The sequence below is a fragment of the Acinetobacter sp. RIT698 genome, from assembly GCF_009668065.1.
GTDB lineage: Bacteria > Pseudomonadota > Gammaproteobacteria > Pseudomonadales > Moraxellaceae > Acinetobacter > Acinetobacter guillouiae.
The window spans coordinates 18,853-43,996 of the sequence record NZ_WJYH01000019.1 but is presented as its reverse complement, the minus strand read 5'-3'; the positions used below and the strand labels follow the sequence as shown (position 1 = coordinate 43,996).

Here is a 25,144-nt window from a genome sequence, read left to right as displayed (position 1 = left end):
TATTTATGTGTAGTTCCGTGTATTTTAACCCGATTTATTTTCTACTTGATGAATGACTGTGGCTAAATCCGACTCAGCAAATCCGTTGTTTTGATGGCTTTGTAATTGCCCAAGTGCACGTTGAGCCACAGGAATTTCTAAATCAAATTTTTGTGCAAGTTGAATGGCATTATTTAAGTCTTTAGAAAGCGTTTGTACCTTCCATTGTACTGGTTCAAAAGTATGTGTTGCCATGCGTGGGGCTAAAATTTGAAAAGGTTTTGAGTCGGCAAAACCACCAGCCAAAGCCGGCGCCAATAGGGTTGTATCTACACCTGCTTTACTGGCAAGCGCAACAGCTTCCGCGATCAAGGTGCTATTGGCAGCAACGATAAGTTGGTTACAGATTTTAGTGGCTTGTCCAGTACCTGTTTCACCCATACGTGTGACACGCTGTGACAGGATATTGTAAACGAGGCTCAGTGCTTGGATCACCTCAGCATTGCCCCCAGCAAAAATAACCAGCGTGCCATTTTCGGCGCCTGCAGTTCCACCTGAAACAGGTGAGTCAATCCAAATCACCTGTTTTGTTGTTGCGCTTTCAGCCAGTTGCTTGGTTTTATCCACAGATAAACTGGAGAAATCCACAATCACTTGCTTGGCTTGTAAATAGGGCTCAATGTGCTCATAGACTAGCTGTACAGCTTTATCATCAGCAAGGCAACTGAGAATAATCGGATATTCTGCAATATTCTCAAGCTGTAATGGGTGAGCACCTAGATCAATAAGGGCGTCACAAGCAGATGCTGTTCTGTTCCAGACAGCGACATGCAAGCCTGCTTGGATTAATCGGGTTGCCATACGGCTACCCATTAATCCCATCCCTAAAAATGCAATTTTACTGTTACGATCAAAATTCATTTTATAACTCAAAAATCTTTCAATAATAATTTTAGATTATTTATATTGGCGCGGTAAAAATTTTAATTCAGGATTTTTATCCTTTTTACGTGCAATTTGACTGTTTTTACCCAAGAGTAATTTTAACTGCCAAATCTTCTCTAAACGTAAAGATTTCTGAGGTTGATGTTCCATAGCATCTAAAACACGTTTAGCAGCCATCAGCGCATCTGGCGAGCGTTGCAGCATCTCTTCTGCAATGGCTTGAGCTTTTGCCAACGGTGAGTCGTCTACATGCGTCACCAAACCAATGTCTTTGGCATAATTGCCATCAAAAATACGTGCAGTGAGAGTAAGCTCTTTGGCTAAATCAATACCAATCACGCCCTTGATTGAACGGGTTAAGCCCATGTCAGGCACAAGCCCCCAACGGCTTTCCATGATTGACATTTTAGTCTCTGGGTGTGCGATACGAATATCAGCAGCCAAAGCAAGTTGCATCCCAGCACCAAAACAGAAACCTTCAATTGCTGCAATGACAGGGACAGGCAGTTCTTGCCAGATCAAAAATGCTTTTTGGAATAGGCTTTGACCAGGTTTAATCAGTTCCCAAGCAGCAAAGGCTGTATTTTTTGGACTATTTAAGTCAGCAAGGTCAATACCCGCACTAAATACATTGGCTTCACCCGTCAGAATCACCACACGAATACTGCGGTCTTTTTTAATCTGTTGTGCGACGCTTACCAGTTCACGGAGTAAAGCAAAACTCATGGCATTGCGTTTATCTGGACGATTTAATGAAACTGTTGCGATACCATTGTTTTTTTCTATATGTAGTAGTGCCATGATCTTGACTCATTTTTTCCTTGGTCATCAGCATAGCATGTGAATTGAATAGTTACATGACAGTAGAGTCACCGAAACTGTGTTGATGTGCCAATTGGGTAGTAAAGCCAAAACAGGATTGCAATAGTGACTTGTATAATTTTATTGGATCTTTAAAAAGATGATTGCAATAAAAAGATTGTTCTAATTCATGCTGTTTTAAAGAAACAATAAAAACCATACGCAGGATAAAACCCAGAGTCAATTTGGGTTTTATCCTGCGGGTTTAAAAACAGCTTAAAGCGCGATAAGAAAAGCGTTTATAGCGCTGAATCGGCTAGAACTGCGCTGTATTTATGAAGCGGGTAAAATCTGCTGTGCAGCTGTTTCAACTTCATGAATCGCCAATTGAAGTTCATCAAAGCGTTTCATCACGTCTTGGATAAAGGCTTCATCTGCTTTACGGCGCTCTTTGCGTAGCATGGAAATAAATTGTTCAAAATCACCCGTAATGCGTTGCAATTTTGGTGTGCCGACATAACGGGTAGCGCCATATAAGCGATGTAACACATGTTCTAATTGCGGGAAGTCCTCAAGCTCAATGAGTTGCTCAATTTCAGCCAACTCCGTTGGGAAGCTGTCGACTAGCATTTTTAACAAATCTTGTGCGAGATCTTCTTTATTGGCCGCTAAAGCAAGGCTTTGTTTCCAATCTAGAATATAAGAGTCCAGCGCTTCGATATATACTGTATTTTCGATAGGCTGTTGATGTTGAATAAATTTATCGCTTGTCCAATTGGTGAGAATTTGAATAATTTGTTCAATCTGGATCGGCTTGGTTACATAGTCGTCCATACCCACTTTGAGTAGTTTTTGTTTTTCATCAGCCAATGCGTGAGCTGTCAATGCAATAATCGGCATTCGCATACCATCTAAGGTGGATTCCAGCGAACGAATTGCCCGTGTGGTATCTATCCCAGACATGACTGGCATTTGGATATCCATAAAGATAAGATCAAATGGTTTTGCGCCTTGTTCAACCCCTTGTTGAATAATGGTTAAGGCTTCTTGACCACTGAGAGCTTTGGTGGTTTTTACATTTAGCTCGCCTAATAGCGCTTCTAGTACGATCAAATTCGGTAAATGATCATCTACTGCTAAAACGTGTAAATCTTGCCCTTTAAAGTCTTTATGATGTTCTTGTTCAAAAACAGGCTGATTACTTAATAGTTGAATCACTGAACTACGGCTCAGTGGTTGATACAATGGACGCGCTTTATATTCAGTCAACATATTTGGATCAAGTGACATTTGATAGCCATATACCGCCAAATGACCTTGATAACGACCACGAATTTCTTTAAGTAAGGCTTCAGTATCTCCACTGTGATCAACGATCAACCAAGTATTTTCAGTATTTTTTTCTAAGCTATTTAGGCGGCTAAACAGATCTAAAATTGATTGCGCTTCTGTATGCTGGACTTGATAGTCTTCTAAGTAATGACGTAATACATTGGCGGTTGCAGGGTGTGCCAAGAAAGATACCACATTTAAGTTTTTAAATGATGGATGAACAATTTCTTCATCTTCATTTACCGTTAACATGGCAGTAAACCAGAAGGTTGAACCTTTTTCTGTTGGTGCACGTTCTTGGTTATCTTCAAAGCCAATTTGACCATGCATCAAATGTACAAGTTGCTTAGAAATAGCTAAACCGAGTCCTGTACCACCGAATTGGCGAGTGACAGAAGCATCACCTTGAGAGAATGATTCAAATAGTCGTTTACGATCGGTACCACTTAAGCCAATACCACTGTCTTGTACACTAAAGTGCAGCAAACATTGCCCGATATCATCATGTTCCATACGCGCACGAACAATAATTTCACCATCAGGGGTGAATTTAATCGCATTGGAAATAAGATTGGTCAGCACCTGTTTAAAGCGTAAGGCATCACCAATGACATGTTTAGGCACATTGTCTGCGAAATAGAATGCCATCTCGATATGTTTTTGTGCTGCCAATGGCGAGAGCATGTCCATCACATCGAAAATTGCTTCTTCAAGATCAAAAGGTGCAGTTTCGAGTTCTAATTTACCTGCATCAATTTTCGAGAAATCGAGTACATCATTAATCAATGCCAATAAATGTGCAGAAGACTTACGGATGGTCTGTAAATATAAACTTTGATCATTGCTTAAATTGTCTTGGCGCAACATCAAATGAATAAAGCCATCAATACTATTTAATGGGGTACGTAATTCATGACTGATATTGGCAAGGAAGACCGACTTCGCCTGATTGGATGAAATCGCCTGATCACGGGCTTGTTTATAGGTAATGTTTTGGACTTCTAAGGTGTCTAATGTACGACGTAAGTCATCTTCTGTTTGTTCAGTATGTTCTTTTAGCTCAAGGAAGCTGAAATGTAGCCGTTTCACCACATTGGCAATATCACGCTGTAATAAGCGCAGTTCCCCAGTACTGTTGATCACCATATGTTGATCAAGCGTATCTGCATTTAAGCGTTGCAATTGCATCCGAATTTCGTACATCGGTGCAATCCAGCGTCTTGAATAGAAGTTTAGACACAATAGAAGCAACAATAGCGTTAATAAGGCAGTCGTAATCAATACGATCATGACACGATAATGTGAGATTTCTAAAGGTTGATTATCAAGTTCAATCACCAACCACATATTTTGAGCAGATTTGCTGGGATTAAGTTTAATCCCATAAATATTGTTGTACTTATTTTGAATCGGTCCAAAGAAGGTGCCTGATTTTGGAATTTTTGGCCAAGCACGTTGATTTTGGTAGCCTACACTTAAATGATTAACGTTATTTTCATCTAAAATCGCTGCACTAAGTAAATGCTTTTCGTTAAACATTTTTTGTAAAATGCTTTCAGCTTTGGCGTGTTGAATTGGATCCTGTTCCATGACTGCGGTGAGTTGCTCAGCAGTATATTGGTAACGGCTCAATATCGCGATGGCTTGGAAGCGCTGTTTAGACTTGGCAGCAGCTGATGTTTCAGAAAGAACCAGTGCTGTACCAACACATGCCAAAATCATAATTGGCACGAAAATTAACGCAATAAGTTGACCATAAGCGTGATTGAGTTTTAAGCGTTTAAAGAGTTTTTTATTGAAATTCGACATTGTTCCAGCAACTCATTGCCCATGGCAAAGATATTAACATGCTTTAATCATCCTGCATGACAATATGACTAAAAATCTTGTGAATTGAAAATGAGTTATGCTGTTTTATAGATAACTTTATCATTTCTAATTCTAAGTAAAGTTTATTTTTTTATATGTATTTAATTTTATTCAATAAAGAAAATCATGCTCCTACTTGGGTGTGTTGATATATATGAATTTAGTTTGATCATTCCAAGCAAAATGAAGCGGAAAGATGTGCAGTATGTTTCTTTTTTTCATACAATATGCCCACCTCGATATAGGTGCAACCGATGAGTCACACACAACCTGATTTCTTAGCCGACGAATTTTTGTTAGATCACTATGTAGGAAAAACTCCTTTGGTGCGTTTACAACGTTTGGCAAGTCATACTCAAGCAACAGTATTGGCAAAGCTAGAAGGCAATAATCCTGCTGGTTCTGTCAAAGATCGTCCTGCATATAACATGATCATGAAAGCTGAACAGCGTGGTCAAATTAAGCCGGGTGATACGTTGATCGAGGCGACGAGTGGAAATACTGGGATTGCGTTGGCAATGGTCGCCGCAATGCGTGGTTATAAAATGAAATTGATCATGCCGGGGAACTCTAGCCAAGAACGTAAAGATGCGATGCGTGCCTATGGCGCTGAATTGATCGAAGCAACCAATATGGAAGTTGCGCGTGATATGGCTTTGCAAATGCAAAGTGAAGGCCAAGGTTTAGTATTAAATCAGTTTGGCAACCCAGACAATGTGGAAGCACACTACCTGACCACAGGCCCTGAAATTTGGCAACAAACCGCAGGGAAAATCACCCATTTCGTGAGCTCTATGGGCACAACGGGCACGATCATGGGGATCTCTAAATATTTAAAAGAACAAAATCCAGATATTCAAATTATCGGATTACAACCTTCAGAAGGTTCAAATATTGCGGGTATTCGTCGTTGGCCACAAGAATACTTACCGACTATTTTTGATCCAAGCCGTGTCGATCAGATCATGGATATTCCGCAAATTGAAGCAGAAAAAACCGCACGCCGTTTAGCACGTCAAGAAGGCATTAGTGCTGGGACTTCTTCAGGTGGTGCAGTATGGGCATCGGTTAAAATTGCTGAAGAAAATCCAGACGCAGTGATTGTCTGTATTGTCTGTGACAGAGGTGATCGTTATCTTTCTACAGGTTTGTTCTCTGTTGAGGATGAAGAATAGTTGCTTCGAAGTCATAAATTGCTTCATGATGGCAAACTTGAGTATTGAGTAAAGCTTTTATGCGTCTTCCAGTTTTAGTTTTTGATATCGAAACCCTGACCGATCTTAAGTCTGGGGCGCATTTATATGGCTTGGATTTACCACAGGACGATTTAGAACAGGCGTTGGCAAAACTACGCCGTCAAGAATCGGGGATGGATTTTCAGCGCTTGGCTTTACATGAAATTGTTTGTATTTCGGGATTGTGGATTGATGAAAATGGTGTGATGAAACTGTTTTCATTTAGTCGAGAGCACTATACTGAAACTGAAATTTTACAAAAATTTTTATCTATCTTTGATAAAAGACATCCAACACTCGTGAGCTGGAATGGCTCACAGTTTGATTTGCCTGTGATTTTATTCCGCGCCATGTATCATGGACTATCTGCGCCAAGTTTGTTCGATCAAGGTGAGATTGACACACAAAAAAGGTATAATAACTATCAGAACAGATACCACAACCGTCATGTCGACTTAATGGATGTCATGGCGATGTTTAATGGACGTCATTTCCAGAAATTGGATGATGTTGCACATTTATTGGGTTATCCCGGTAAACGTGGTATTTCAGGTTATTTTGTTCCCGAATATGTGAATACACAGCAATGGTTGAAACTCACCAGCTATTGCGAAGGTGATGTTTTAAATACATGGTTGATTTTCTTAAGATGGGCTTTGCTTAAAGGTCAGATTTCTTTGCAAGATCACCGTTTATGGATTCAAGCCTCTATTCATTATTTGCAAGGACAAACTCAACAACATGAGTTTTTAAATGTTTGGCGTGAAACCTCACAACGAACTGAATTTACTCAAGCAGATTTTTCCTCCACACCAGATTAGGTATCCCTTTGAAACATAGAGCCAAACCTCGACCATCTCAGCTTCCACAATATATTTTTAAAGTTGAAAGATTGTCACACGAAGGGCGAGGGATTGCGCATTATGGTACAGAACTCAATCATCCAAGTGAAAAGCAGGGTAAAAAAGTTTTTATTCGCTATGCACTGCCTGGTGAAATCGTAAAAGCTCAAGTGACGCGTCAAGTATCCAAACTTGAAGAAGCGGACAGTATTGAATTACTCAGTGAGCCAAATCCACATCGTATTCAACCGATCTGTCCACATTTTGGTACTTGCGGTGGATGCAATATGCAACATATTCATCCAGATGAGCAAATTCGCTTAAAACAAGATGTTTTAAAATCACATCTTAGCCACTTTGCGGGTTTAGTGCCTGAACAGTGGTTAGCGCCATTGCGTTCAACACGTACCGACTATCGACATAAAGCCCGAATAGGGGTGCGTTATTTAGCTAAACAAAATAAATTACTGATGGGTTTTCGTGAAGCACAGAGCAACCACTTAACTGCAATTGAAACCTGTAAAATTTTAGATATTGAATTAGATCAGGCTTTACCTGAAATCAAGGCATTACTCGAAAGTCTAAAAGGCAAAAGCAGCATTGGTCATATAGAATTAGCCAAAGGCGATAGCGAAATTTCATTATTGGTTCGCCATACTGAAAAATTAAAAGCCCATGATGTCAACCTATTGCAACAATATGCGTTACAGAAACAGTGGCAGTTGTATTTGCAACCTGCGGGTGTGGAAAGTGTACAACGTCTAGATGATGCTCAGGCAGACATGCATTTGCATTACCGTTTAAAAGATTTTGATATTGAGTTTGCGTTTAATCCAACAGATTTTACCCAAGTGAATCCCACTGTAAATCCGCAGATGGTTAATCTGGCATGTGATTTGCTTGAGTTGAAAGCAGGTGAAACTGTTTTGGATTTATTTTGTGGATTGGGGAATTTTTCTTTGCCGCTCGCTAAACGTGTGGGTGCTACAGGAAAAGTCATTGCTGTTGAAGGTAGCGAAGCGATGGTGAGGCGTGGTACAGAAAATGCACTGAACAATCGCATAAGCAATGTTAAATTCTATTCACAAGATTTAACAAAAGACTTTTCGCATTATTCTTGGGCAAATCAAGGATTTGATGCATTATTGATTGACCCTCCTCGTGCGGGTGCAGAACAAGTTATGCATTATTTGCCCAAATTTGGTGCGCAAAGAATCGTTTATGTGTCGTGTAATCCCGCAACATTGGCCAGAGATGCTGGGATTTTGGTACAACATGGTTATCAGCTCACTAAAGCTGGTGTGATGGACATGTTTACGCACACAGGGCATGTAGAATCGATTGCTTTGTTTGAAAAGAAATTAGAGATAAACGATTTATAATGAAATATAGAGTTAGAGGAGTAGGGTATGGTCACAGTACGTGAGCAACTTCCTGATCAGCTCAATGAGCTATCAGAGGAAGCGACTGTAGAACATGCCGATGAAGCGCAACAGGCTCTAGCAACTTGGCTAGATCGAGTGCGTGGAATTTTAGACGGTGCTGAACTTAAGCAGTTAGAAGAAGTCGCGCAATTAGTATTACAAAAAGAATTGGCGACCACAGTAAATTCCAGAACCAATACCTTTGCAACAGGCATTGGAATGGCCGATATCCTTGCGCATTTACATGTTGATGAAGATACGCTGGCAGCAGCTGTGCTTTATCGTAGTGTGCGTGAAGATCTCACGACTTTAGAGGAAATACAGCAACAATGCGGTGAGCAGGTTTATAACCTTGTCAAAGGCACTTTGGCGATGGGTAAACTTTCTGAACTGATTGAAAAGAATAAACGTTTAGAAGATCACTTTAATAATAATCAGCGTGAACACCTGACGGGCATCTACAAGATGTTGATTTCTGTGACAGAAGATGTTCGTGTGGTATTGATTAAACTGGCTGAACGTACCTTTGCTTTACGTGAATTGGCGCACTCTTCAAAAGAACGTCAAGAGCGTGTTGCACGAGAAATTCTCACCATCTATTCGCCTTTGGCGCATCGTTTAGGCATTGCGCAATTAAAGTGGGAGCTCGAAGATCTTGCTTTCCGTTATTTGGCACCAGAACGTTATAAAGAGATTGCTTCTTTACTCAATGAAAAGCGTCTAGAGCGTGAGCAATATATCCAGTTTGTGGTGGATAAACTCAAGAATGAGCTGGCAGGGCATGATATTGAAGCTGAGATTTCAGGTCGGGTAAAACATATTTATTCGATCTACCGCAAAATGAAGAGTAAAAATCTGAGTTTTGATCAGCTTTATGATATTCGTGCATTACGGGTTTTGGTTAAATCTGTCGCAGAGTGTTATCACGCTTTAGGCATTGTGCATCAAATTTGGCGTCATATTCCTCATCAGTTTGATGATTATATTACTAACCCCAAAGCCAATGGTTATCGCTCTTTACATACTGCGGTGATTGCAGAAAATAAATCTTTGGAAATCCAGATCCGAACCAAAGAAATGCATGAAGAAGCAGAGTTGGGCGTGTGTTCACACTTCAATTATAAAGAAGGCTCGAAAACCACTGACTATTCATTTAATCATCGTTTGCATTCTTTACGTGCAGTGCTTGAGCATTATCAAGAACGTACCGAAACCAGTGCACATCCCAATGAAGATGAAACCGAAGATTTTGAACAAATTCAAGACTTTGAAGGTTTTGAAAAAATCTATGTGTTTAGTCGTGATGGGGATATTAAAGAATTACCACGCGGATCGACGGTGCTTGATTTTGCTTATCATGTGCATACCGAGGTCGGCAATAAGTGCTATGCATCACGGGTCAACCAACGCTATGTGCCGTTAACCTATACCTTAAAAACAGGCGAACAGGTTGAGATTTTAACCAAGAAAGATCGAGAACCCAATCGTGATTGGTTGGTTAACTCTTTGGGTTATATTAAAACAGCACGTGCGCGTGACAAGTTGCGCCACTGGTTTAGACAACAAGATCGCAGTAAAAATTTGGAAGTTGGGCGTGAGTTGCTCAATAAAGAACTTTCACGTTTAGCGATTCACCCGAAAAGTATTGATTTAAGTGATTATTGTAATCATTTCAATGTGAAAACTGGGGATGACATTCTTGTGTCATTGGTGAGTGGGGAAATTAGCCTGCATGCCTTGATCAATCAAGTCAATCGCCACATGCACTTAGATCAGGATGAACCAGAGCTGGTTTTAAAACCAACATTAAATCCACGCGCAAGTCATACCTTGTCGGCGCATGGAATTTTAATTGATGGTTTGGACAATGTTGAATTACATATTGCACAATGTTGTCAGCCTGTTCATGGTGAATCGATTGCTGGATATATCACATTGAATCGCGGTGTCAGTATTCACAAGGTTGCATGCCCAGATTATATGCGCATGATCAAGTTAGAACCTGATCGTGCGGTTGAAGCAGATTGGGAAATGCAACCGACACGTGGGCAAAGTGTGCAAATTGTGGTGGAAGCGTATGATCGCCGTGGTTTGTTAAAAGATTTGACCCAAGTGATTTTTTCAGATCAGATCAATATCCGTCAGGTGAATACGATTTCTGAAGCAGATGGTATTGCCAATATGAAATTGTTGATTGAAGTGAAAGGCTTGGCACAATTGTCTCGCCTCTTGGCGAGATTGGAACAACAGCCTGGCATTATCAGTGCTCGACGCTTGGTTCAAGGCAATTAGTTCGCTGTTCTGACCTCATTTATTTCAAAAAAACCTGCACAATGCAGGTTTTTTTGATTTGAAATCACCCTATAAAAATTACACGCTACATTTTTTTGAGTTTTGGTAAATGGCGATATTTTCTATGTTGGCTTGAGCATCAGTCATAAGTTGAGTATCGACTTGACCAGGATCTGACTCAGTCGAGACCTTATTGGCAAAGCCTCCAGCTTTGGATGCTGTATCAGAGCCCCCACCAAAAGCATTTAAAGCACTACTTGCAAGACCCGCCCATTTACTAATGGTTTTGCCCGTTGCCTTAGTTTCAGAAGAGGAGAGCACGCGGCTTGCATTGGCTTTTTCAACAGCAAGCGCGGCACAATCCATACTTTTTAGTTCAGTAGTGCTCAGTGGGGCAGCAGTTAGGATTGTACTTGATGCAAGTATGGTTATTGTTAGGAGTGTTTTTTTCATTGTTTATTCCATTTGCACATTGGAAACAAAACTATAAATTAAAATAACAAAAACAAAAATTACAAAGCTGTCAGGAAGCGAAATAGGCGCTTTCCATAAGGCGGCATTACAATCAAAATCTAAAATATTTTTATATCAATATAAATGGGCTAAGCTTAAACGCCATAATTGTTTTATGACCTATAGGCGAGCAAAAATTATTTTTTGGTGAGCAGTAAATTGGCTAAACGATTGACAAACTGGGGGCTGATTGCAGACAGTTGGAACATAATTTTGGTTTTCAATCCCACAGGCGTATGCGTAGCCGTTAAGATGCTTCCTTTGGCTTTGACTAAGGCAAACACTTGCTCCGCAACATCTTGGGGCGTGAGACTGACCCCAATATTTTGAATCGCACCTGCATCCATGTCTGTCACCATCGCTGTTTGGACAAAAAGCGGCATCACATCCAGTACGCGAATACCATATTTTTGCCATTCGATATCTAATCCTTCTGTAATACCGCGTACGGCAAATTTACTGGCAGAATAGGAGACTAAATCTGCTTGTCCATAAATGGCTGATGCTGAGGAAAGATTGATGATACGCGCAAATTTTGCTTGTTTCAGATAGGGAAGAGCGGCATGACAGCCATTTAAAACGCCATTGACATTGATATTGATTGTACGATGATGGGCACTAATCTCAGTTTTTTCAAAATCTCCAGAATACAGAATCCCAGCATTATTGACTAAAATGTTGAGACCATTTGCCCATTGAGAAAATTCTTTAAGCGCGGTTTGCCATTGCGCATAATCGCTCACATCTAATTTGCCCGCTTTGGCATTGTCACCCAATTGATCTGCTAAAATTTGAGCCTGCGCTTCATTGATATCATAAATACCAACTTGATAACCTTGTTGATAGAATAGACGTGCAATCGCAGCCCCAATCCCTTGCGCAGCACCACTAATGAATATGCTTTGACTCATTGCAGCATCCTTTTTAGTTTATTTTGATTGCAAAGAGTTGAACATAAAATATGCATAACAACAAGTGTTGTGCAGTCATTTGTTATTGATCTTAAAGGACATAAAATGCAACAGCTATTCGCCATCATGAAACAATTACGTGCAGAATGCCCTTGGGATCGTGAACAGACACCTGAAAGTTTAACGCGCTATGCGATTGAAGAAGCATATGAAGTGGAAGAAGCAGTACGTTCTGGTGATATAGATGAAATTAAAAATGAATTAGGTGATTTATTGCTACAAGTGGTTTTTCAATCACAGATGTACAGTGAGCAGGGGGCTTTTGATTTTAACGATGTTGTCGATGTACTTTGTCAAAAATTGATCCGACGCCATCCACATGTTTTCCAAAAACAACAATTTGATAATTTAACCCCTGAACAAGTGTCGGTGTTGTGGCAGGAAATTAAACAACAAGAAAAACAGGGCAAAACTCAATCTCGATTAGATGCGGTAAAACATGGTCCCGCTTTATCTCAGGCAGAAAACATTCAAAAAAATGTCGCAAAAGTAGGCTTTGATTTTCCTGATGTGGCGCAGGCCTACGATAAAGTCAAAGAAGAATTGGCAGAGTTTGAAGAGGCGCTGCAATCGGAAAAACCTGATGAAATTATGGAAGAATTTGGTGATTGTTTATTTTCTTTAATTAATGTAGGGCGTAAACTAGGCATTTCAAGTGAGATGGCGCTGTTAGGAACCATTTATAAATTTAAATCTCGCTTTGCTTATATTGAAGATCAAATCAATTTTAAAAATAAAAGATTAGAAGATGCGTCTTTAGAAGAAATGGATCTCCTTTGGGATCAGGCAAAGCAACAATTAAAATCAAAGGTTAGCAATGAGTAATCAGTATTTTTATTTTAATCGTGTAGTAAAACTAATTAAATTGTTTTTCTTATTGGTGCTTTTGAGTTGCTCCTTGAGCTTGTATGCACAACAGTTTGATCAAGCTTATCTCAACTGGAAAGCACAACAACAGGCCCATGATGCACAATTAAAAAAAGTCGATGATCAATACTATCTTTCGCGACCGAATAGCAAAACATCACCATCGAATAGCAATCACAAAGGCCCATCATCACCTACTCAATCTTTAAACAGCTCAGCTTCAAAAGTCAGTTTAAACTCTGCAAGTGTCGAGCAATTACAACAGCTCACGGGTGTGGGAGCAAAGAAAGCACAGGCGATTATTGCTTATCGCAATCAGAATGGCGGATTTAAAAGTATTGATGACTTAAAAAAAGTGAAGGGGATTGGCGAGAAACTTTTCGAGCAGAATAGGGCACGACTGAGTTTATGATGGGTTTAAGAGCCTGTAGATCGACGAATTATCAATAGTCCATAAATTCAAGTGAAGTTTGCGAGAATCAAATTGCCCTTTAGCTGTGTAAGCGATATCATTAGCACAATTATGATTTTTACGTCCTGACGTAGGAGACAGTGTCTTTTGCAAACTTTGCGTGCGTCAAAGTGTGGGTTATCCACCGCTCAATTACCTTCCTCCATTTTAGATGTTATTGATTCTTTAACTAAAGCTGGCTATGAAGCTTATATAGTCGGTGGTGGTGTACGTGATTTAATGCTTGGCTTAAATCCGAAAGACTACGATGCTGTGACCAATGCAACACCTTCACAGGTGAAAGAGGTATTTGGTCGTCGTTGCCGAATTATTGGGCGACGTTTTGAATTGGCACATGTGTATTCAGGTCGTGAATTGATTGAGGTGGCGACATTCCGTGCCCCACCGAAAAAAGCCATTACCTCTGCACAAGGGATGATTTTACGTGACAACAATTGGGGAACAATAGAGCAAGATTTTGCTCGACGTGATTTTTCGATTAATGCCATGTATTACCAACCTCGAAAAGGGGAAGTGCTCGATTTTTGTAATGCTATTGATGATATAAAAACCAAAACTTTAAGACTATTGGGTGATCCAGCACTTCGTTTTGAAGAAGATCCAGTACGGATGTTGCGTACATTACGTTTTGCTGCGAAGTTAAATTTTAGTATAGATCCTAAAATATTAGACGTTTTTACCCAAGAAATGACACAATTGCTGCGTGATGTTTCTCCGCATCGTTTATATGATGAGTCGCAAAAATTATTCACCATGGGGCATTTGCATCGTGTGATGCCGATGTTGATTGAATTTGGTATTTGGAAGCAATTATTTGCTGATATTAGCCCTGAGATTACCCAATTTATAGAGCGCGCAGCGAAAAATACCGATCAACGGATTCAAATGGGTAAAACCATTAATCCTGCATTTTTCTATGCGGTATTGCTTTGGAATAATTTCTTAGCGCGTTGTGATTTCTACCATGCTAAAGGTGTAGTTGCTGCAGAAGCACGAGCTCAAGCAGGCTTAGATGTGTTAAAACGTCAAGCGACACGAACCATTATTCCTCGTTTTGCCGAAACCTTTATTCGTGAAGTCTGGGAAATGCAAAGTCGTTTGCTCAACCCGAAACCACAACAGATTGAAGCGCTTTCGGGTCATGCACGTTTCCGTGCAGGATTTGATTTCTTGCTGTTGAGAGAGAAGTCAGGTGATGCTTCTACCAATGGCATGGGTGCATGGTGGGAAGCTTACCAAGACATGTCGACTGATGAGAAAGAACGTGCAATTGGCAGTTATAATCGTCAGCGTGCCAAAAGTCGTAAGAAACTTGCTGAAGTTGCCCCTGTTGAAGATGTAAAAGCAACAGCTTCCACGCAAATTGAACCATTGGTGAAAGAACAAGAATCTCGTAGCCGTCGTTCACGGGCTAAACCAAACTCAACATCATCTCAAGATTTTAGAAGTAGAAGTGATGCTCGAACGGCAGTAAACAAAGGCGAGATTACAGCGGATCATCCAATCACCAAGCGTAGACGCGTACAACGTGATTTAAGCAGTGTGATTTTTGGACCGACCCAATCATGATTAAAACCTATATTGGTTTAGGCAGTAATTTAGGTGATTCTGAGCAAATTCTACGGGAAGCTGTAGAAAAACTCAGAAACTTAGGTGTTGTTACTGTTTCAAAGCTGTATCAAAGCCAACCGATGGGGCCTCAAGATCAGCCAAATTATCACAATGCAGTTGCAGAATTACACACTGATTTAGCGCCTTTGGCCTTGCTGGATGAGTTGCAAGGTATTGAAAATGAATCGGGTCGAGTACGGTTACGCCGTTGGGGTGAGCGTACTTTAGATTTAGATCTTTTGCTTTATGCTGAAAAAAACATTATAAATGAGCGGCTCACAGTACCTCATATTGGTATTTTAGAGCGTGATTTTGTGGTGATTCCATTGTTGGATCTCGATCCTGAGCTTCAAGTCAATGGACAATCATTGCAAAAGTTAGATTTCGTGCAACATTCAACCCTAAGTGTTTTAGCAGATCAGTCATGGGCTGATTAAAGGATTGAATGGGCAGAGGAACTCTCATTGATAGAGGAATATCGTCATGATTAGCCTAAGTGATTTAAGACAATTCAAAACTCAGGGACGTAAATTTTCATGCTTAACTTGCTATGATGCAAGTATGGCAAAAGGTATGGAAGTTGCTGAGATTGACACCATTTTGATTGGTGACTCTTTAGGGATGACAATCCAAGGGCATGATTCTACCTTGCCTGTGACTGTTGCAGATATGGCCTATCATACTGCTGCTGTACGTCGTGCAAATCAACATGCGTTTGTCCTGTGTGATTTACCCTTTATGAGTTATGCCACGCTCAATGATGCGTTGCTCAATTCAAAAACCGTGATGCAAGCGGGCGCTCAAATGGTGAAAATTGAGGGCGGTGAGTGGCTGGCTGAAACTGTAGAAGTTTTGACACGAAATGGTATTCCTGTTTGTGTACATTTGGGTTTAACACCACAATCGGTGCATGTTTTTGGTGGTTATAAATTACAAGCGAAAACACGTGAATCAGCAGATCAACTGATTGCTGACTGTAAAGCTGTAGTCGAGGCAGGTGCCGCTGTGTTATTGCTCGAATGTGTTCCGGCACAGATGGGTAAAGAAATTGCTGAATTATTCCCACACGTTCCTGTGATTGGCATTGGTGCTGGTGCAGATACCGATGGTCAAGTACTTGTGGTGCAAGATATGCTTGGTTTGACGTTTGGTAAAGTGGCACGTTTTGTACGTAATTTTATGAAAGAACAAGCAGGGGAAACTGCAATCGTGGATGCATTCAAGGCATATCATGTTGCTGTACAAGAGCAATCATTCCCTGCCAAAGAACATACTTTCCAAGTAGAGCTGTAAACATGAAAACAGAAACGACCATTCAAGGATTAACAGCATCACTTCAGCCTGCTCGATCGGCACGTAAAATCATTGGTTTTGTACCGACGATGGGAAATCTACATCAAGGCCACTTAAATCTGGTTCGTGAAGCTCGTAAATTATGTGATGTGGTGGTGGTCAGTATTTTCGTCAATCCAATCCAATTTGGACCGAATGAAGATTTTGATAATTATCCTCGTACACTTGAGCAAGACAGTAATTTACTTGCTGAAGTGGGTTGCGACATTGTTTTTGCACCTTCTGTGGAACAAATGTATGGTAAATTCCCACGCTTAACCAATATTAGTGTGGGCGAAATTACCAATGATTTGTGCGGTTTACAACGTCCCGGTCATTTTGATGGTGTCGCTGTCGTTGTTACCAAATTGTTTAATATTGTACAGCCGAACTTTGCATTTTTTGGACAGAAAGATTATCAACAATTGGCTGTGATTAAGCAGGTTGTTCGTGATTTGAATATGCCAATTGAAGTGATTGGTGTACCAATTGCACGTGCTGAAGATGGTTTGGCCTTAAGTTCTCGTAATGGTTACTTATCTGAACAAGATCGTCAAACAGCTCCTGTTATTTTTAAGAGCTTAACGACTGCTGAACAAGATTTACATGCAGGTAAAGCACTTGCAGATGTCTTGGCGCAAATTCGTGAAAGTTTAAATGATGCAGGATTGATTGTGGATTATGTCGAAGCACGTAGCCCAGCGTTGCAAAAAGTTGAACAATTCGACCAAGATGTTGTATTGTTTGTTGCAGCGAAATTAGGCAAGACTCGTCTGATTGACAATTTACAAGTAAAACATTTTACATAAACTTTGCTTTTAGGATCGTCATGCCATGAAGCGCATACTTATCGTAACAGGACAGTCTGGTTCAGGTAAATCATCTGCTTTGCAGGTGCTTGAAGATTTGGGTTATTACTGTATCGATAATTTGCCTTTGGCATTGCTTCCTGAAATCGTTGAAAAGCTTGATAGAGAAAACAATTTAGAGTTATTGGCACTCGGTGTCGATGTTCGAAGTGCCAAAGAAGATTTACAAGGTTTTGATCAGGTTTTTCAACAGTTACAGAAACATGGTAGTGTAGACGTTATTTATTTAACGACTCGTGATCAGGAGTTGATTTCGCGTTTTAGTGCATCGCGACGTCCACATCCTTTATCAAATCGCTTCCAAAGTTTGAATGAATGTATTCAAGAAGAAAAAAATTTATTGCTCCCAATTCAACTGCGAGCAACAGTACATATCGATACAACGGATAAAAGTGTACACGATTTAAAAGATACCTTATTGTCCAAACTGGGACAGTCCGATAAACTCATTTTAATTTTGCAATCTTTTGGTTATAAACATGGTATTCCATTAGATGCAGATTTTGTTTTTGATGTAAGGCATTTGCCGAATCCACATTGGGATTTAGAGTTACGTAAATATTCGGGTTTAGATGAACCAGTACGTAAATTTTTAGAAGCCAGCGAGCAAGCAAATGAGATGTATCAAGACATCTATCAGTTTTTAAATAAGTGGTTGCCTGCTTTTTCGGAAGGTCATCGTCACTATATTACAGTGTCAATTGGCTGTACGGGGGGGCAACATCGTTCGGTTTATATTGTGGATAGGTTGAAAAAGGCTCTTGAGTCGAAATGGACTATTCAGGTATTACATAGAGAAATGAAGCACTGGTCATGATTGACACAACTGTTGACGTAATTAATAAATTAGGATTACATGCGCGTGCATCTGGAAAACTAATCGAAGTCACGACTAAATTTAAATGCTCTATTCAAATTGGTAAGGGTGACAAGTTAGTCGATGCCAAGAATATCCTTTCTTTACTTATGCTCGGAGCTGGTAAAGGAACCACCTTGCGTCTAGTGATTGATGGTGCAGATGAAGAAAAAGCTTTGTCTGAAGTTCAAGCACTGTTCGCAGATAAATTTTACGAGGCAGAATAATCGTGGCACGTCGTCCGCAACGTTTTACTGAAGATGATTTTGAGTCTTTAGAAGGGCGTGCAAGTAAAACCGAACAGAAAAAAGCTGTACAACGTATGGCTGCTTTAGGTGAACAACTCGCAGAGTTGTCGAAGAAACAAATTGAATCTTTACCTGTTGAAGATCGGTTGATTGAGGCTTTGCTTGATGTGCAATTGATCACATCTTTTGAAGCACGTCGCCGTCAATTTCAACGGATTGGTAAGCTTTTGCGTAATGAAGATGAAGCCATCATTTTGTCTTATTTAACCCCTAAACAAGGGATTAAAAAGTTGGCGCAATTGGATCGTTGGGTTGATCGAATGATTGAACAGCGTGATCCTGCAATTAAAGAATTCTGTAAATCTTACAATGCTGCAGAAAGTCATTCTTTACGTCAGCATGTATTGCGTATTCATCGGGATATCACCCGCCAAGCCACTGCTGAAGAATTAGCGGCTTCTAAACTTAAGTTATTAAATTATGCCCAACAAGTGGCTTTGATTTCGGATAATTCCAAGTAAACTATCGTGACAAATAAAAAACGACCCTTTTGGGTCGTTTTTTATATTTAGCCGAGATAGATTAAACTTTTGATGGCATCATGGGCATGTTTTCGCCTGCTTTAAATTCTGGCTGGAATTTAACAACGCATTTACCATCGATGATTTTGTCATTCATTTTTACTTGAATTGCCTTGCCATCAGTTTGGCCTGCACATGATTTTTGAATCGCATCCCATTGCGCTTTACGTTCCGCTCGTTTTTGTGCAAATTCTTGCTTAATTTGAGCACGTTGCTCTTCGGTCATGTCTTTCATACGTGGTCCTTCATGATGCATCATACGGCCACGTTGTTCTCCATCACGACGGTAATCCTGTTTCATTTCTTTCATCGCCTTGTGATCAGGCTTGAATACGATATTACATGTACCATTAATATTTTGCTGACCTGCTGTCACCTGAACCGTTTGACCAATTGCTTTGCCATCACAGGCTTTTTGCATTTGTTGGCGTAACGCTTTATGTTGAGCACGTTTCTGTTTCATTTCTTCGCGTTGTTCTGGTGACATTTTATGATGCCCACCATGCATCATTGGACGGCCATCTGGACCTTCTTTAGGACCAGGATTGGATTGACAAGCCGTCAAAGCCCCTGCAGTTAAAATACTTGCTGATACCAGTGCGATTTTTGTCATTGCTTTCATTGTTACTACTCCAATGAATATTTTGATGTTCTGTTGATACAGTAAAGATTAAATAATAATGATGTAGAAACAATGGAGAGAATTTTGAGCAACTGTTGGGTACAATGTTGAAATGAGAAGAAAAACGTGAGACCAGTTTTGAAAATACGTCGAGTTCCCATTGCATTACGCTTATTTCTGACCGTTTTATTGACAACTTTAGTCATTACAACAGTGAGCTTGGGTGTTTTACATTGGACCATGCAAAAGAACTTTGCCAGATATGTTGCAGATGTTGAAATGCAGAAACTTGATCATCTGATCGAAAACTTGGCAGATGTATATGGAGTCTATCAAGACTGGGGTAACGCGGTTCAAGCACAGATTTTGCAAATTGAAGGTGATGCTGCGCCTGATGATTATGATAAATTATCACGCTGGTGGCTACGTCGCCAGTATGATATCGCTTTACAGCAACGCTACTTTAAAGAACATACGATGGTGGCGACTTTGGGACAAACGGACGGTGCCGTTCATAAGTCTCAACTGGATAAAGAAGAACTGAAAATTCTCGAAGAAAATTTACCCTCAGCTTATCAACCCTTTGAAGGTTTGAAATTTCCGCTTAGTTCAAATCAAAACTTATATAGACCCTCAGATCGTAAAGGAAATAAACCGCCTATAGGCAAAGACAAGGGGCATCTTTCAGCGGGACAGGAAGCATCAGCTTCTGCAGCGAAAGAAGCGCCAACGCGAGATCCGATGCGAACGGTAAATCCGCAGAATGGCAAAAAGATATTTGTGTCATTGCCTGACCGTTTGGGGCTGAGTTCACGACTTTCTTTATATGATGCAAAACAACAGTTTATTTTAGGTGAACCGTCAGATGACCAGGTGTCTTATCGTCCGATTTTAGTCAATGACGAAGTGGTCGGTTACTTGGGTTTAAAACCAGTTTTAGATCAGGATGATGCGCTGAGTATTAACTTCTTTAGTAATCAAAAGCGTTATTTAGTGCTGATTTATATCTTCACCTTCTTATCAAGCTTGGTTGCCGCATTGTTATTGGCGACTTATTTTAAAACACCGATTCAACGTTTATTGAACGCAACTCGCGAATTAACCAAAGGTAACTACCAGCATCAAGTGGTGATTAACCGCAATGATGAATTAGGAGACTTGTCAACAGAGTTAAATCAACTGGCTGTCATTCTCGACCAGCATGAAACATCACGCCGTCAGTGGGTTGCAGATACTTCACATGAGTTAAAAACGCCATTGGCAGTATTGCAAGCACAGATTGAAGCCATGCAGGATGGAATTCGCAAGCCGACACCAGAACATTTTGAAGCGATGTTACGTCAGGTCACGAGCTTGAAAAAGCTGACACAGGATTTAGCCGATTTGGCGCAAGCTGAAGCACAACAATTAAAATGCTACTTTGCAGAAATTGATCCTTGGTCGGTGGTTTTACAAGAAATAGAGAATTTTAAACCTAAATTTGAACAGGCTGATTTAACAATTTCTGCCACAGGTGAGGGAGCGAAATTACAATTAGATATAGATCGCTTTAAGCAAATTATGGTCAACTTACTTGGAAATAGTATTCGCTATACTGAGGCAGGTGGTGAAGTCCAAGTGCATACAGAGCAAGATGCAGATTCTTGGAGTGTGATCGTCGATGATAGCCCATTGGGTCTGAGTGATGAACAGATTGCACACTTGGGCGAACGTTTCTATCGTGTGGATAATTCACGTACACGTAGTACGGGCGGTACAGGATTGGGCTTGGCTTTATCAGGTAAAATTGCACAAACACTCGGTGGTCAGCTTACTTTTGATCATTCGCCATTAGGCGGTTTGCGTTGCAAACTGACATTTTCAAAACATACTAAAGTTTAAAAGGAATAGTACAACATGAAGCATATCATGCTGGTAGAGGATGAAGTTGAACTTGCGCAATTGGTGCGGGATTATCTAGAAGCAGCGGGCTTTGAAGTCAGTATGTTTCATGATGGTCAAGAAGCTTATGACAGCTTTCTACAACGCAAGCCAAGTTTAATGGTGTTGGATTTGATGGTCCCGCGTATGGATGGTTTGACCATTTGCCGTAAAGTGCGTGAGCAAACCGACTTACCGATTATCATGGTGACTGCACGAACGGAAGAAATCGATCGTGTCTTGGGTTTAAATATGGGAGCAGATGACTATGTCTGTAAACCTTTTAGCCCGAAAGAGTTGGTGGCACGTGTACAAGCGGTATTACGCCGTTTAGAACGTAAAGCTGAACCTGAAGCCAATGACTTATTTCGTATTGATAAAGCACAACAACGTATCTGGTATCAACAAAAATCGTTGAATTTAACGCCAACTGAATTCCGCCTTTTAGAGCTTTTCCTCGAACATTTGGGACAAGTCTATTCTAGAGCGCAACTTTTAGACCATATTAACCCAGATAGTTTTGATGTTGCTGACCGTGTTATTGATAGTCATATCAAGAACTTACGCCGTAAAATATCTGAAGCAGCGGAAACCGGAAATCGTCATGAATGGGTACAAGCTGTTTATGGCGTAGGCTACCGTTTTGAATATCCAGAAGATTAAGTTTTCTACATTTTAAGTTCATCGTTGTGGATAAACACAGGTTTATCCACAGATATTGTGGGTAAATGTTTATAAATGTAAAAAGTTATGTTTGAAAAATAAACATATAACTTTATTGATATATTCTGATTTTGACTGAATCGGGTATAGATAGAGGTTAGGTCTGTTGATCTAATGTGCGATCCAAAGCCCGCTAATTATTTAATGTGTTGATAAACCGCCAATACCTGCTTTTGGGCTTTGGTCAGGCTCTTGCTCACAAGCTCATAAGAGCCTTCAACCAAGTCTTGAATCAGATCAGCACTGATCTGTTCGCCTTCATAGACTGAAATCCAATGACGTTTATTCATATGGTAGCCCACCTGAATCGAGGGGTAGAGATCTCTCAACATTTCTCCATGATCAGGTTCAACTTTTAAATTAATCAGTTTTTTGCCATGCAGTTCAGAGCCTAACATAAACATTTTTCCCATCACTTTAAAAACAGGAACATCCTCACCAAAAGGATAGTCAAGTTCGGATTTAGGCAAATGTGATGCAATCTTAAATGCTAAAGTTCGGATTTCTTCACCAGTCATCATTGTCTCTTTTTAAAATATTTTTTATGAATAAATGCTAATCACTGTTCCATCATCGACCAGTTTCCAAATTTCATCCATATCTATATTTCTAACGGCAATACACCCCCATGTCCAGTCATTTCTAGGTAAGTAGGTCATTAAACTCGGGAGTTTTTCCACTTGTGAGCGTGTTGCTGAACCATGAATCATAATGTCGCCACCAGGAGAAACGCCAAGTTGGTTGGCTTTAGATTTATCCTGTTGGTTTGGATAGGACACATGCAGCGATTTATAAAATGCACTATTGGGATTACGCCAATCTAGAATATAACGACCTTCAGGGGTTTTTCCATCACCTTCTTTAACTTTATGTCCAATAGGATCAAAGCCTAAGCGCATTGGATATGTTCGTATGTCTTGATCATGATGCATGAGTTTAACAATACGATCCGATTTATAAACTTTAACTTCGGTGATTGGCGTGTTTTGACGAAGACGTTGAATCTCTTGCTCAGATAAATTCTGCACATGTATGGCAGCATTTGCGGTTGGAATAAATTGATTATATTTTTGATAAGTCCAGACACTTGCTATAGCTATAGCCAAAAGAATCAAGCATGGAATGAGGTATTTTTTATTCATTTTAGAATACTAATGTTGTAAAACCCTGTATTGCCTAAATTTTATTCATTCTAAAGACAAAAGCTGTAGTTAATTTGTGATTGTGGATTTATCCTGTGGATAAACACAAGTTTATCCACAGAAATTGTGGGTAACTATGATGGGGCAGATCAAAGAAAGTGATTCGGCAATTTATTTGATCAAGAAGAACAACTCACCATCACTTCAGGAACGTCGCTCGGTAAAGGCGCTAAATCTTTGGCTGTTTCTAAATCCGTTTGTTTGGTAAAGGGCTGACCAAGCAATTTAAATAGGCGATCAACCTCAGAAAAATCATCACGTTCAATGGCTGTTTGTAGCATATGATTTCTTAAAATATAGACTGGATTGGCCTTTTTCATTTCCGCATCAAGTACATCAACATCTTGCTGCTCACGAATATTGTGATATTGCGTCAAGAAGTTTTCAAATTGAAAGCGATCTAGGCAATCATCTTTAATAGCTTCATATTCTTTATTCTGTAAGCGAAGAAAACTGTCGGTATAGTCGAGTTGCTCACTTTGTAGAATTCTTAAAAATGCCATACCACAATCAAAACTATCTTTGTGGAAGCTGGGTAGTCCAAGTTTTTGGCATAGCCCATGGGTATAATGTTCTAGAAAGGTCGGTTCAAAATGCTCTAAACATTCGACGAGGTCTTGCTTAAATTGTTCTTTATTTTCTGCTTGTGCCAGTGGAATTAAATTGTTTAACCAATTCCATAAGTTCCAATGTGCAATACTCGGTTGGTTTTGGTAGGTATAACGACCATTGTAATCACTATGATTGTTGATCCAATTGGGACGGAAACGCTCCATAAAACCATAAGGGCCAAAATCGAGGGTAGAACCTGTAATATTGAGATTATCTGTATTCATAACCCCATGTGCAAAACCAACCAATTGCCATTTTGCGATCATGACAGCGGTGTTTTGAATCACTTGCGTTGCAAATGCTAGAACAGTGTCTTCAAACTTTTGCTGTTCAGTACTCAAACATTGTGGATAGTGCCATTCAATACATTTTTGGGTAAATTCAGTGAGTAATTCAGGCTGATATTGATTAATCCATTCAAAATGCCCTAAACGGATGTGGCAATCCGAAGTGCGTAACATCATTGCACCAAGTTCAAGTTTTTCTCGTTGTACGCCTTGGGTTGAAGAAGTAAAGCCTACAGAATTGCTTGAAGGAACCCCCAGTGCATTGAGTGCATGACCCGCTAGATATTCACGAATCACAGAACGTAATACAGCACGTCCGTCTCCCATACGAGAGTAGGGGGTTGAGCCTGCACCTTTTAAATGTAGGTCAATGGTTTGACCTTGTCGATTTAAAATTTGCGCTATCAATAGGCCACGTCCATCCCCCAATTGACCTGCCCATTGTCCAAATTGATGCCCTGCATAAACCATGGCAAGGGGATGAAATTCAGCAAAGGTTTTTTGTCCGCTACAAATCTCGACCCATTGGGCTTTTTCATCTTCAGACCATTGTAATTCATCCGCAAGCGCAGCATTAAAATGCCCAGCCTTTGCACCTTTCAGTGGACTAGGCATTTGCTCATGGTAGAGCTTTGAATCAAGAGATGGATAACGTGGGGCAAATTGCATAGCGATCGGTCACAATGGTTTTACTTGTCCCTCTCAATATAGCAAAGTTTTAAGCTGTTGAGATAATGTC

24 protein-coding genes are annotated in these 25,144 nt (G+C 40.1%); 15 read left to right on the top strand and 9 right to left on the bottom strand.

All coding sequences use genetic code 11. From position 1 onward, the window contains the following. Positions 1-24: 24 nt before the first annotated feature. The 3 genes from GJV03_RS10385 to GJV03_RS10375 form a co-directional block, all read right to left on the bottom strand. Positions 25-900 carry an NAD(P)-dependent oxidoreductase gene (locus GJV03_RS10385; RefSeq protein WP_151802136.1) on the bottom strand — a complete coding sequence of 292 codons (876 nt, stop codon included), beginning with the start codon at positions 898-900 and terminating at the stop codon, positions 25-27. Positions 901-936: 36 nt separating this feature from the next. After that, on the bottom strand, positions 937-1,725 hold the full coding sequence (locus GJV03_RS10380) for a crotonase/enoyl-CoA hydratase family protein (protein ID WP_004725906.1): 789 nt from the start codon (positions 1,723-1,725) through the stop codon (positions 937-939). Between the two features lie 333 nt (positions 1,726-2,058). Beyond that, positions 2,059-4,866 (bottom strand): ATP-binding protein, encoded by a 2,808-nt coding sequence (locus GJV03_RS10375; protein WP_105714387.1) that lies wholly within the window; start codon positions 4,864-4,866, stop codon positions 2,059-2,061. A gap of 314 nt (positions 4,867-5,180) precedes the next feature. Between GJV03_RS10375 and cysM the strand changes: the two genes are divergently transcribed. The 4 genes from cysM to GJV03_RS10355 are packed head-to-tail and all read left to right on the top strand — an operon-like array spanning position 5,181 to position 10,719. Beyond that, positions 5,181-6,101 (top strand): cysteine synthase CysM, encoded by a 921-nt coding sequence (cysM, locus tag GJV03_RS10370; protein ID WP_004725909.1) that lies wholly within the window; start codon positions 5,181-5,183, stop codon positions 6,099-6,101. A 59-nt stretch (positions 6,102-6,160) separates the two neighbouring features. Next, positions 6,161-6,982: a 3'-5' exonuclease gene (locus GJV03_RS10365; RefSeq protein ID WP_004725911.1), complete on the top strand. Its 822-nt coding sequence runs from the start codon at positions 6,161-6,163 to the stop codon at positions 6,980-6,982. Between the two features lie 8 nt (positions 6,983-6,990). Further along, positions 6,991-8,385 (top strand): 23S rRNA (uracil(1939)-C(5))-methyltransferase RlmD, encoded by a 1,395-nt coding sequence (rlmD, locus tag GJV03_RS10360; RefSeq protein WP_004725913.1) that lies wholly within the window; start codon positions 6,991-6,993, stop codon positions 8,383-8,385. A 27-nt stretch (positions 8,386-8,412) separates the two neighbouring features. Beyond that, positions 8,413-10,719: a bifunctional (p)ppGpp synthetase/guanosine-3',5'-bis(diphosphate) 3'-pyrophosphohydrolase gene (locus tag GJV03_RS10355; protein WP_004725915.1), complete on the top strand. Its 2,307-nt coding sequence runs from the start codon at positions 8,413-8,415 to the stop codon at positions 10,717-10,719. A 78-nt stretch (positions 10,720-10,797) separates the two neighbouring features. Here GJV03_RS10355 and GJV03_RS10350 read toward each other — a convergent pair whose 3' ends face one another. Then, positions 10,798-11,172, bottom strand: a complete 375-nt coding sequence (locus GJV03_RS10350) for a hypothetical protein (RefSeq protein WP_096735165.1) — start codon at positions 11,170-11,172, stop codon at positions 10,798-10,800. 197 nt (positions 11,173-11,369) lie between these two features. Next, complete coding sequence (locus GJV03_RS10345; protein WP_105714385.1) at positions 11,370-12,143, bottom strand: SDR family oxidoreductase; 774 nt, start codon at positions 12,141-12,143, stop codon at positions 11,370-11,372. Between the two features lie 105 nt (positions 12,144-12,248). On the opposite strand from GJV03_RS10345, the gene mazG reads away from it, so the two are divergent. From mazG to yjgA, 9 genes are all read left to right on the top strand, one after another. Then, positions 12,249-13,028 (top strand): nucleoside triphosphate pyrophosphohydrolase, encoded by a 780-nt coding sequence (gene mazG / locus GJV03_RS10340; RefSeq protein ID WP_004725919.1) that lies wholly within the window; start codon positions 12,249-12,251, stop codon positions 13,026-13,028. Further along, positions 13,021-13,482, top strand: coding sequence for a ComEA family DNA-binding protein (locus GJV03_RS10335; RefSeq protein ID WP_154130034.1), 462 nt, complete (start codon positions 13,021-13,023; stop codon positions 13,480-13,482). The genes mazG and GJV03_RS10335 overlap by 8 nt, the downstream gene beginning before the upstream one ends. A 147-nt stretch (positions 13,483-13,629) precedes the next feature. Further along, positions 13,630-15,111 (top strand): polynucleotide adenylyltransferase PcnB, encoded by a 1,482-nt coding sequence (gene pcnB / locus GJV03_RS10330; RefSeq protein ID WP_056512336.1) that lies wholly within the window; start codon positions 13,630-13,632, stop codon positions 15,109-15,111. Further along, positions 15,105-15,590, top strand: coding sequence for a 2-amino-4-hydroxy-6-hydroxymethyldihydropteridine diphosphokinase (gene folK / locus GJV03_RS10325; RefSeq protein ID WP_354666849.1), 486 nt, complete (start codon positions 15,105-15,107; stop codon positions 15,588-15,590). The genes pcnB and folK overlap by 7 nt, the downstream gene beginning before the upstream one ends. A gap of 46 nt (positions 15,591-15,636) precedes the next feature. After that, positions 15,637-16,446 carry a 3-methyl-2-oxobutanoate hydroxymethyltransferase gene (gene panB, locus GJV03_RS10320; protein ID WP_004725927.1) on the top strand — a complete coding sequence of 270 codons (810 nt, stop codon included), beginning with the start codon at positions 15,637-15,639 and terminating at the stop codon, positions 16,444-16,446. A 2-nt stretch (positions 16,447-16,448) separates the two neighbouring features. Then, a complete protein-coding gene (panC, locus tag GJV03_RS10315; RefSeq protein ID WP_004725929.1) occupies positions 16,449-17,294 on the top strand; it encodes a pantoate--beta-alanine ligase in 846 nt (281 codons plus the stop codon). A gap of 25 nt (positions 17,295-17,319) precedes the next feature. Continuing rightward, complete coding sequence (gene rapZ, locus GJV03_RS10310; protein ID WP_004725931.1) at positions 17,320-18,171, top strand: RNase adapter RapZ; 852 nt, start codon at positions 17,320-17,322, stop codon at positions 18,169-18,171. Next, on the top strand, positions 18,168-18,437 hold the full coding sequence (locus tag GJV03_RS10305; protein WP_004725933.1) for an HPr family phosphocarrier protein: 270 nt from the start codon (positions 18,168-18,170) through the stop codon (positions 18,435-18,437). Before rapZ ends, GJV03_RS10305 begins: the two co-directional genes overlap by 4 nt. A 2-nt stretch (positions 18,438-18,439) precedes the next feature. Next, the gene (gene yjgA, locus GJV03_RS10300) at positions 18,440-18,979 is read left to right on the top strand and encodes a ribosome biogenesis factor YjgA (protein ID WP_004725935.1); all 540 of its coding nucleotides are present in this window, start codon (positions 18,440-18,442) and stop codon (positions 18,977-18,979) included. 61 nt (positions 18,980-19,040) lie between these two features. Here yjgA and GJV03_RS10295 read toward each other — a convergent pair whose 3' ends face one another. Beyond that, the gene (locus GJV03_RS10295) at positions 19,041-19,661 is read right to left on the bottom strand and encodes a hypothetical protein (RefSeq protein WP_004725937.1); all 621 of its coding nucleotides are present in this window, start codon (positions 19,659-19,661) and stop codon (positions 19,041-19,043) included. A 138-nt stretch (positions 19,662-19,799) separates the two neighbouring features. Here GJV03_RS10295 and baeS point away from each other — a divergent pair, with 138 nt between their 5' ends. Together baeS and GJV03_RS10285 are read left to right on the top strand one after the other, a co-directional pair. Continuing rightward, the gene (gene baeS, locus GJV03_RS10290) at positions 19,800-21,542 is read left to right on the top strand and encodes a sensor histidine kinase efflux regulator BaeS (RefSeq protein ID WP_096735565.1); all 1,743 of its coding nucleotides are present in this window, start codon (positions 19,800-19,802) and stop codon (positions 21,540-21,542) included. A 15-nt stretch (positions 21,543-21,557) separates the two neighbouring features. Beyond that, positions 21,558-22,244 (top strand): response regulator, encoded by a 687-nt coding sequence (locus GJV03_RS10285; RefSeq protein ID WP_004725942.1) that lies wholly within the window; start codon positions 21,558-21,560, stop codon positions 22,242-22,244. 197 nt (positions 22,245-22,441) lie between these two features. On the opposite strand, the gene GJV03_RS10280 is transcribed toward GJV03_RS10285, so the two are convergent. The 3 genes from GJV03_RS10280 to GJV03_RS10270 form a co-directional block, all read right to left on the bottom strand. Further along, positions 22,442-22,822 (bottom strand): MmcQ/YjbR family DNA-binding protein, encoded by a 381-nt coding sequence (locus GJV03_RS10280; protein ID WP_004725945.1) that lies wholly within the window; start codon positions 22,820-22,822, stop codon positions 22,442-22,444. 24 nt (positions 22,823-22,846) lie between these two features. After that, the gene (locus GJV03_RS10275) at positions 22,847-23,446 is read right to left on the bottom strand and encodes a L,D-transpeptidase family protein (protein ID WP_004817028.1); all 600 of its coding nucleotides are present in this window, start codon (positions 23,444-23,446) and stop codon (positions 22,847-22,849) included. A 179-nt stretch (positions 23,447-23,625) separates the two neighbouring features. Continuing rightward, complete coding sequence (locus GJV03_RS10270; RefSeq protein WP_154130032.1) at positions 23,626-25,074, bottom strand: protein adenylyltransferase SelO family protein; 1,449 nt, start codon at positions 25,072-25,074, stop codon at positions 23,626-23,628. Positions 25,075-25,144: the final 70 nt, after the last annotated feature.

What these genes read in the sequence shown, in the direction of transcription:
- GJV03_RS10335 (WP_154130034.1), top strand. Translation starts at nt 13,021, where the DNA reads ATGAGTAATCAGTATTTTTATTTTAATCGTGTAGTAAAACTAATTAAA.
- GJV03_RS10385 (WP_151802136.1), bottom strand. Translation starts at nt 900, where the DNA reads ATGAATTTTGATCGTAACAGTAAAATTGCATTTTTAGGGATGGGATTA.
- GJV03_RS10355 (WP_004725915.1), top strand. Translation starts at nt 8,413, where the DNA reads ATGGTCACAGTACGTGAGCAACTTCCTGATCAGCTCAATGAGCTATCA.
- GJV03_RS10375 (WP_105714387.1), bottom strand. Translation starts at nt 4,866, where the DNA reads ATGTCGAATTTCAATAAAAAACTCTTTAAACGCTTAAAACTCAATCAC.
- GJV03_RS10345 (WP_105714385.1), bottom strand. Translation starts at nt 12,143, where the DNA reads ATGAGTCAAAGCATATTCATTAGTGGTGCTGCGCAAGGGATTGGGGCT.
- GJV03_RS10270 (WP_154130032.1), bottom strand. Translation starts at nt 25,074, where the DNA reads ATGCAATTTGCCCCACGTTATCCATCTCTTGATTCAAAGCTCTACCAT.
- GJV03_RS10285 (WP_004725942.1), top strand. Translation starts at nt 21,558, where the DNA reads ATGAAGCATATCATGCTGGTAGAGGATGAAGTTGAACTTGCGCAATTG.
- GJV03_RS10365 (WP_004725911.1), top strand. Translation starts at nt 6,161, where the DNA reads ATGCGTCTTCCAGTTTTAGTTTTTGATATCGAAACCCTGACCGATCTT.
- cysM (WP_004725909.1), top strand. Translation starts at nt 5,181, where the DNA reads ATGAGTCACACACAACCTGATTTCTTAGCCGACGAATTTTTGTTAGAT.
- panC (WP_004725929.1), top strand. Translation starts at nt 16,449, where the DNA reads ATGAAAACAGAAACGACCATTCAAGGATTAACAGCATCACTTCAGCCT.
- GJV03_RS10295 (WP_004725937.1), bottom strand. Translation starts at nt 19,661, where the DNA reads ATGAAAGCAATGACAAAAATCGCACTGGTATCAGCAAGTATTTTAACT.
- mazG (WP_004725919.1), top strand. Translation starts at nt 12,249, where the DNA reads ATGCAACAGCTATTCGCCATCATGAAACAATTACGTGCAGAATGCCCT.
- GJV03_RS10350 (WP_096735165.1), bottom strand. Translation starts at nt 11,172, where the DNA reads ATGAAAAAAACACTCCTAACAATAACCATACTTGCATCAAGTACAATC.
- panB (WP_004725927.1), top strand. Translation starts at nt 15,637, where the DNA reads ATGATTAGCCTAAGTGATTTAAGACAATTCAAAACTCAGGGACGTAAA.
- GJV03_RS10275 (WP_004817028.1), bottom strand. Translation starts at nt 23,446, where the DNA reads ATGAATAAAAAATACCTCATTCCATGCTTGATTCTTTTGGCTATAGCT.
- GJV03_RS10280 (WP_004725945.1), bottom strand. Translation starts at nt 22,822, where the DNA reads ATGACTGGTGAAGAAATCCGAACTTTAGCATTTAAGATTGCATCACAT.
- rapZ (WP_004725931.1), top strand. Translation starts at nt 17,320, where the DNA reads ATGAAGCGCATACTTATCGTAACAGGACAGTCTGGTTCAGGTAAATCA.
- GJV03_RS10380 (WP_004725906.1), bottom strand. Translation starts at nt 1,725, where the DNA reads ATGGCACTACTACATATAGAAAAAAACAATGGTATCGCAACAGTTTCA.
- GJV03_RS10305 (WP_004725933.1), top strand. Translation starts at nt 18,168, where the DNA reads ATGATTGACACAACTGTTGACGTAATTAATAAATTAGGATTACATGCG.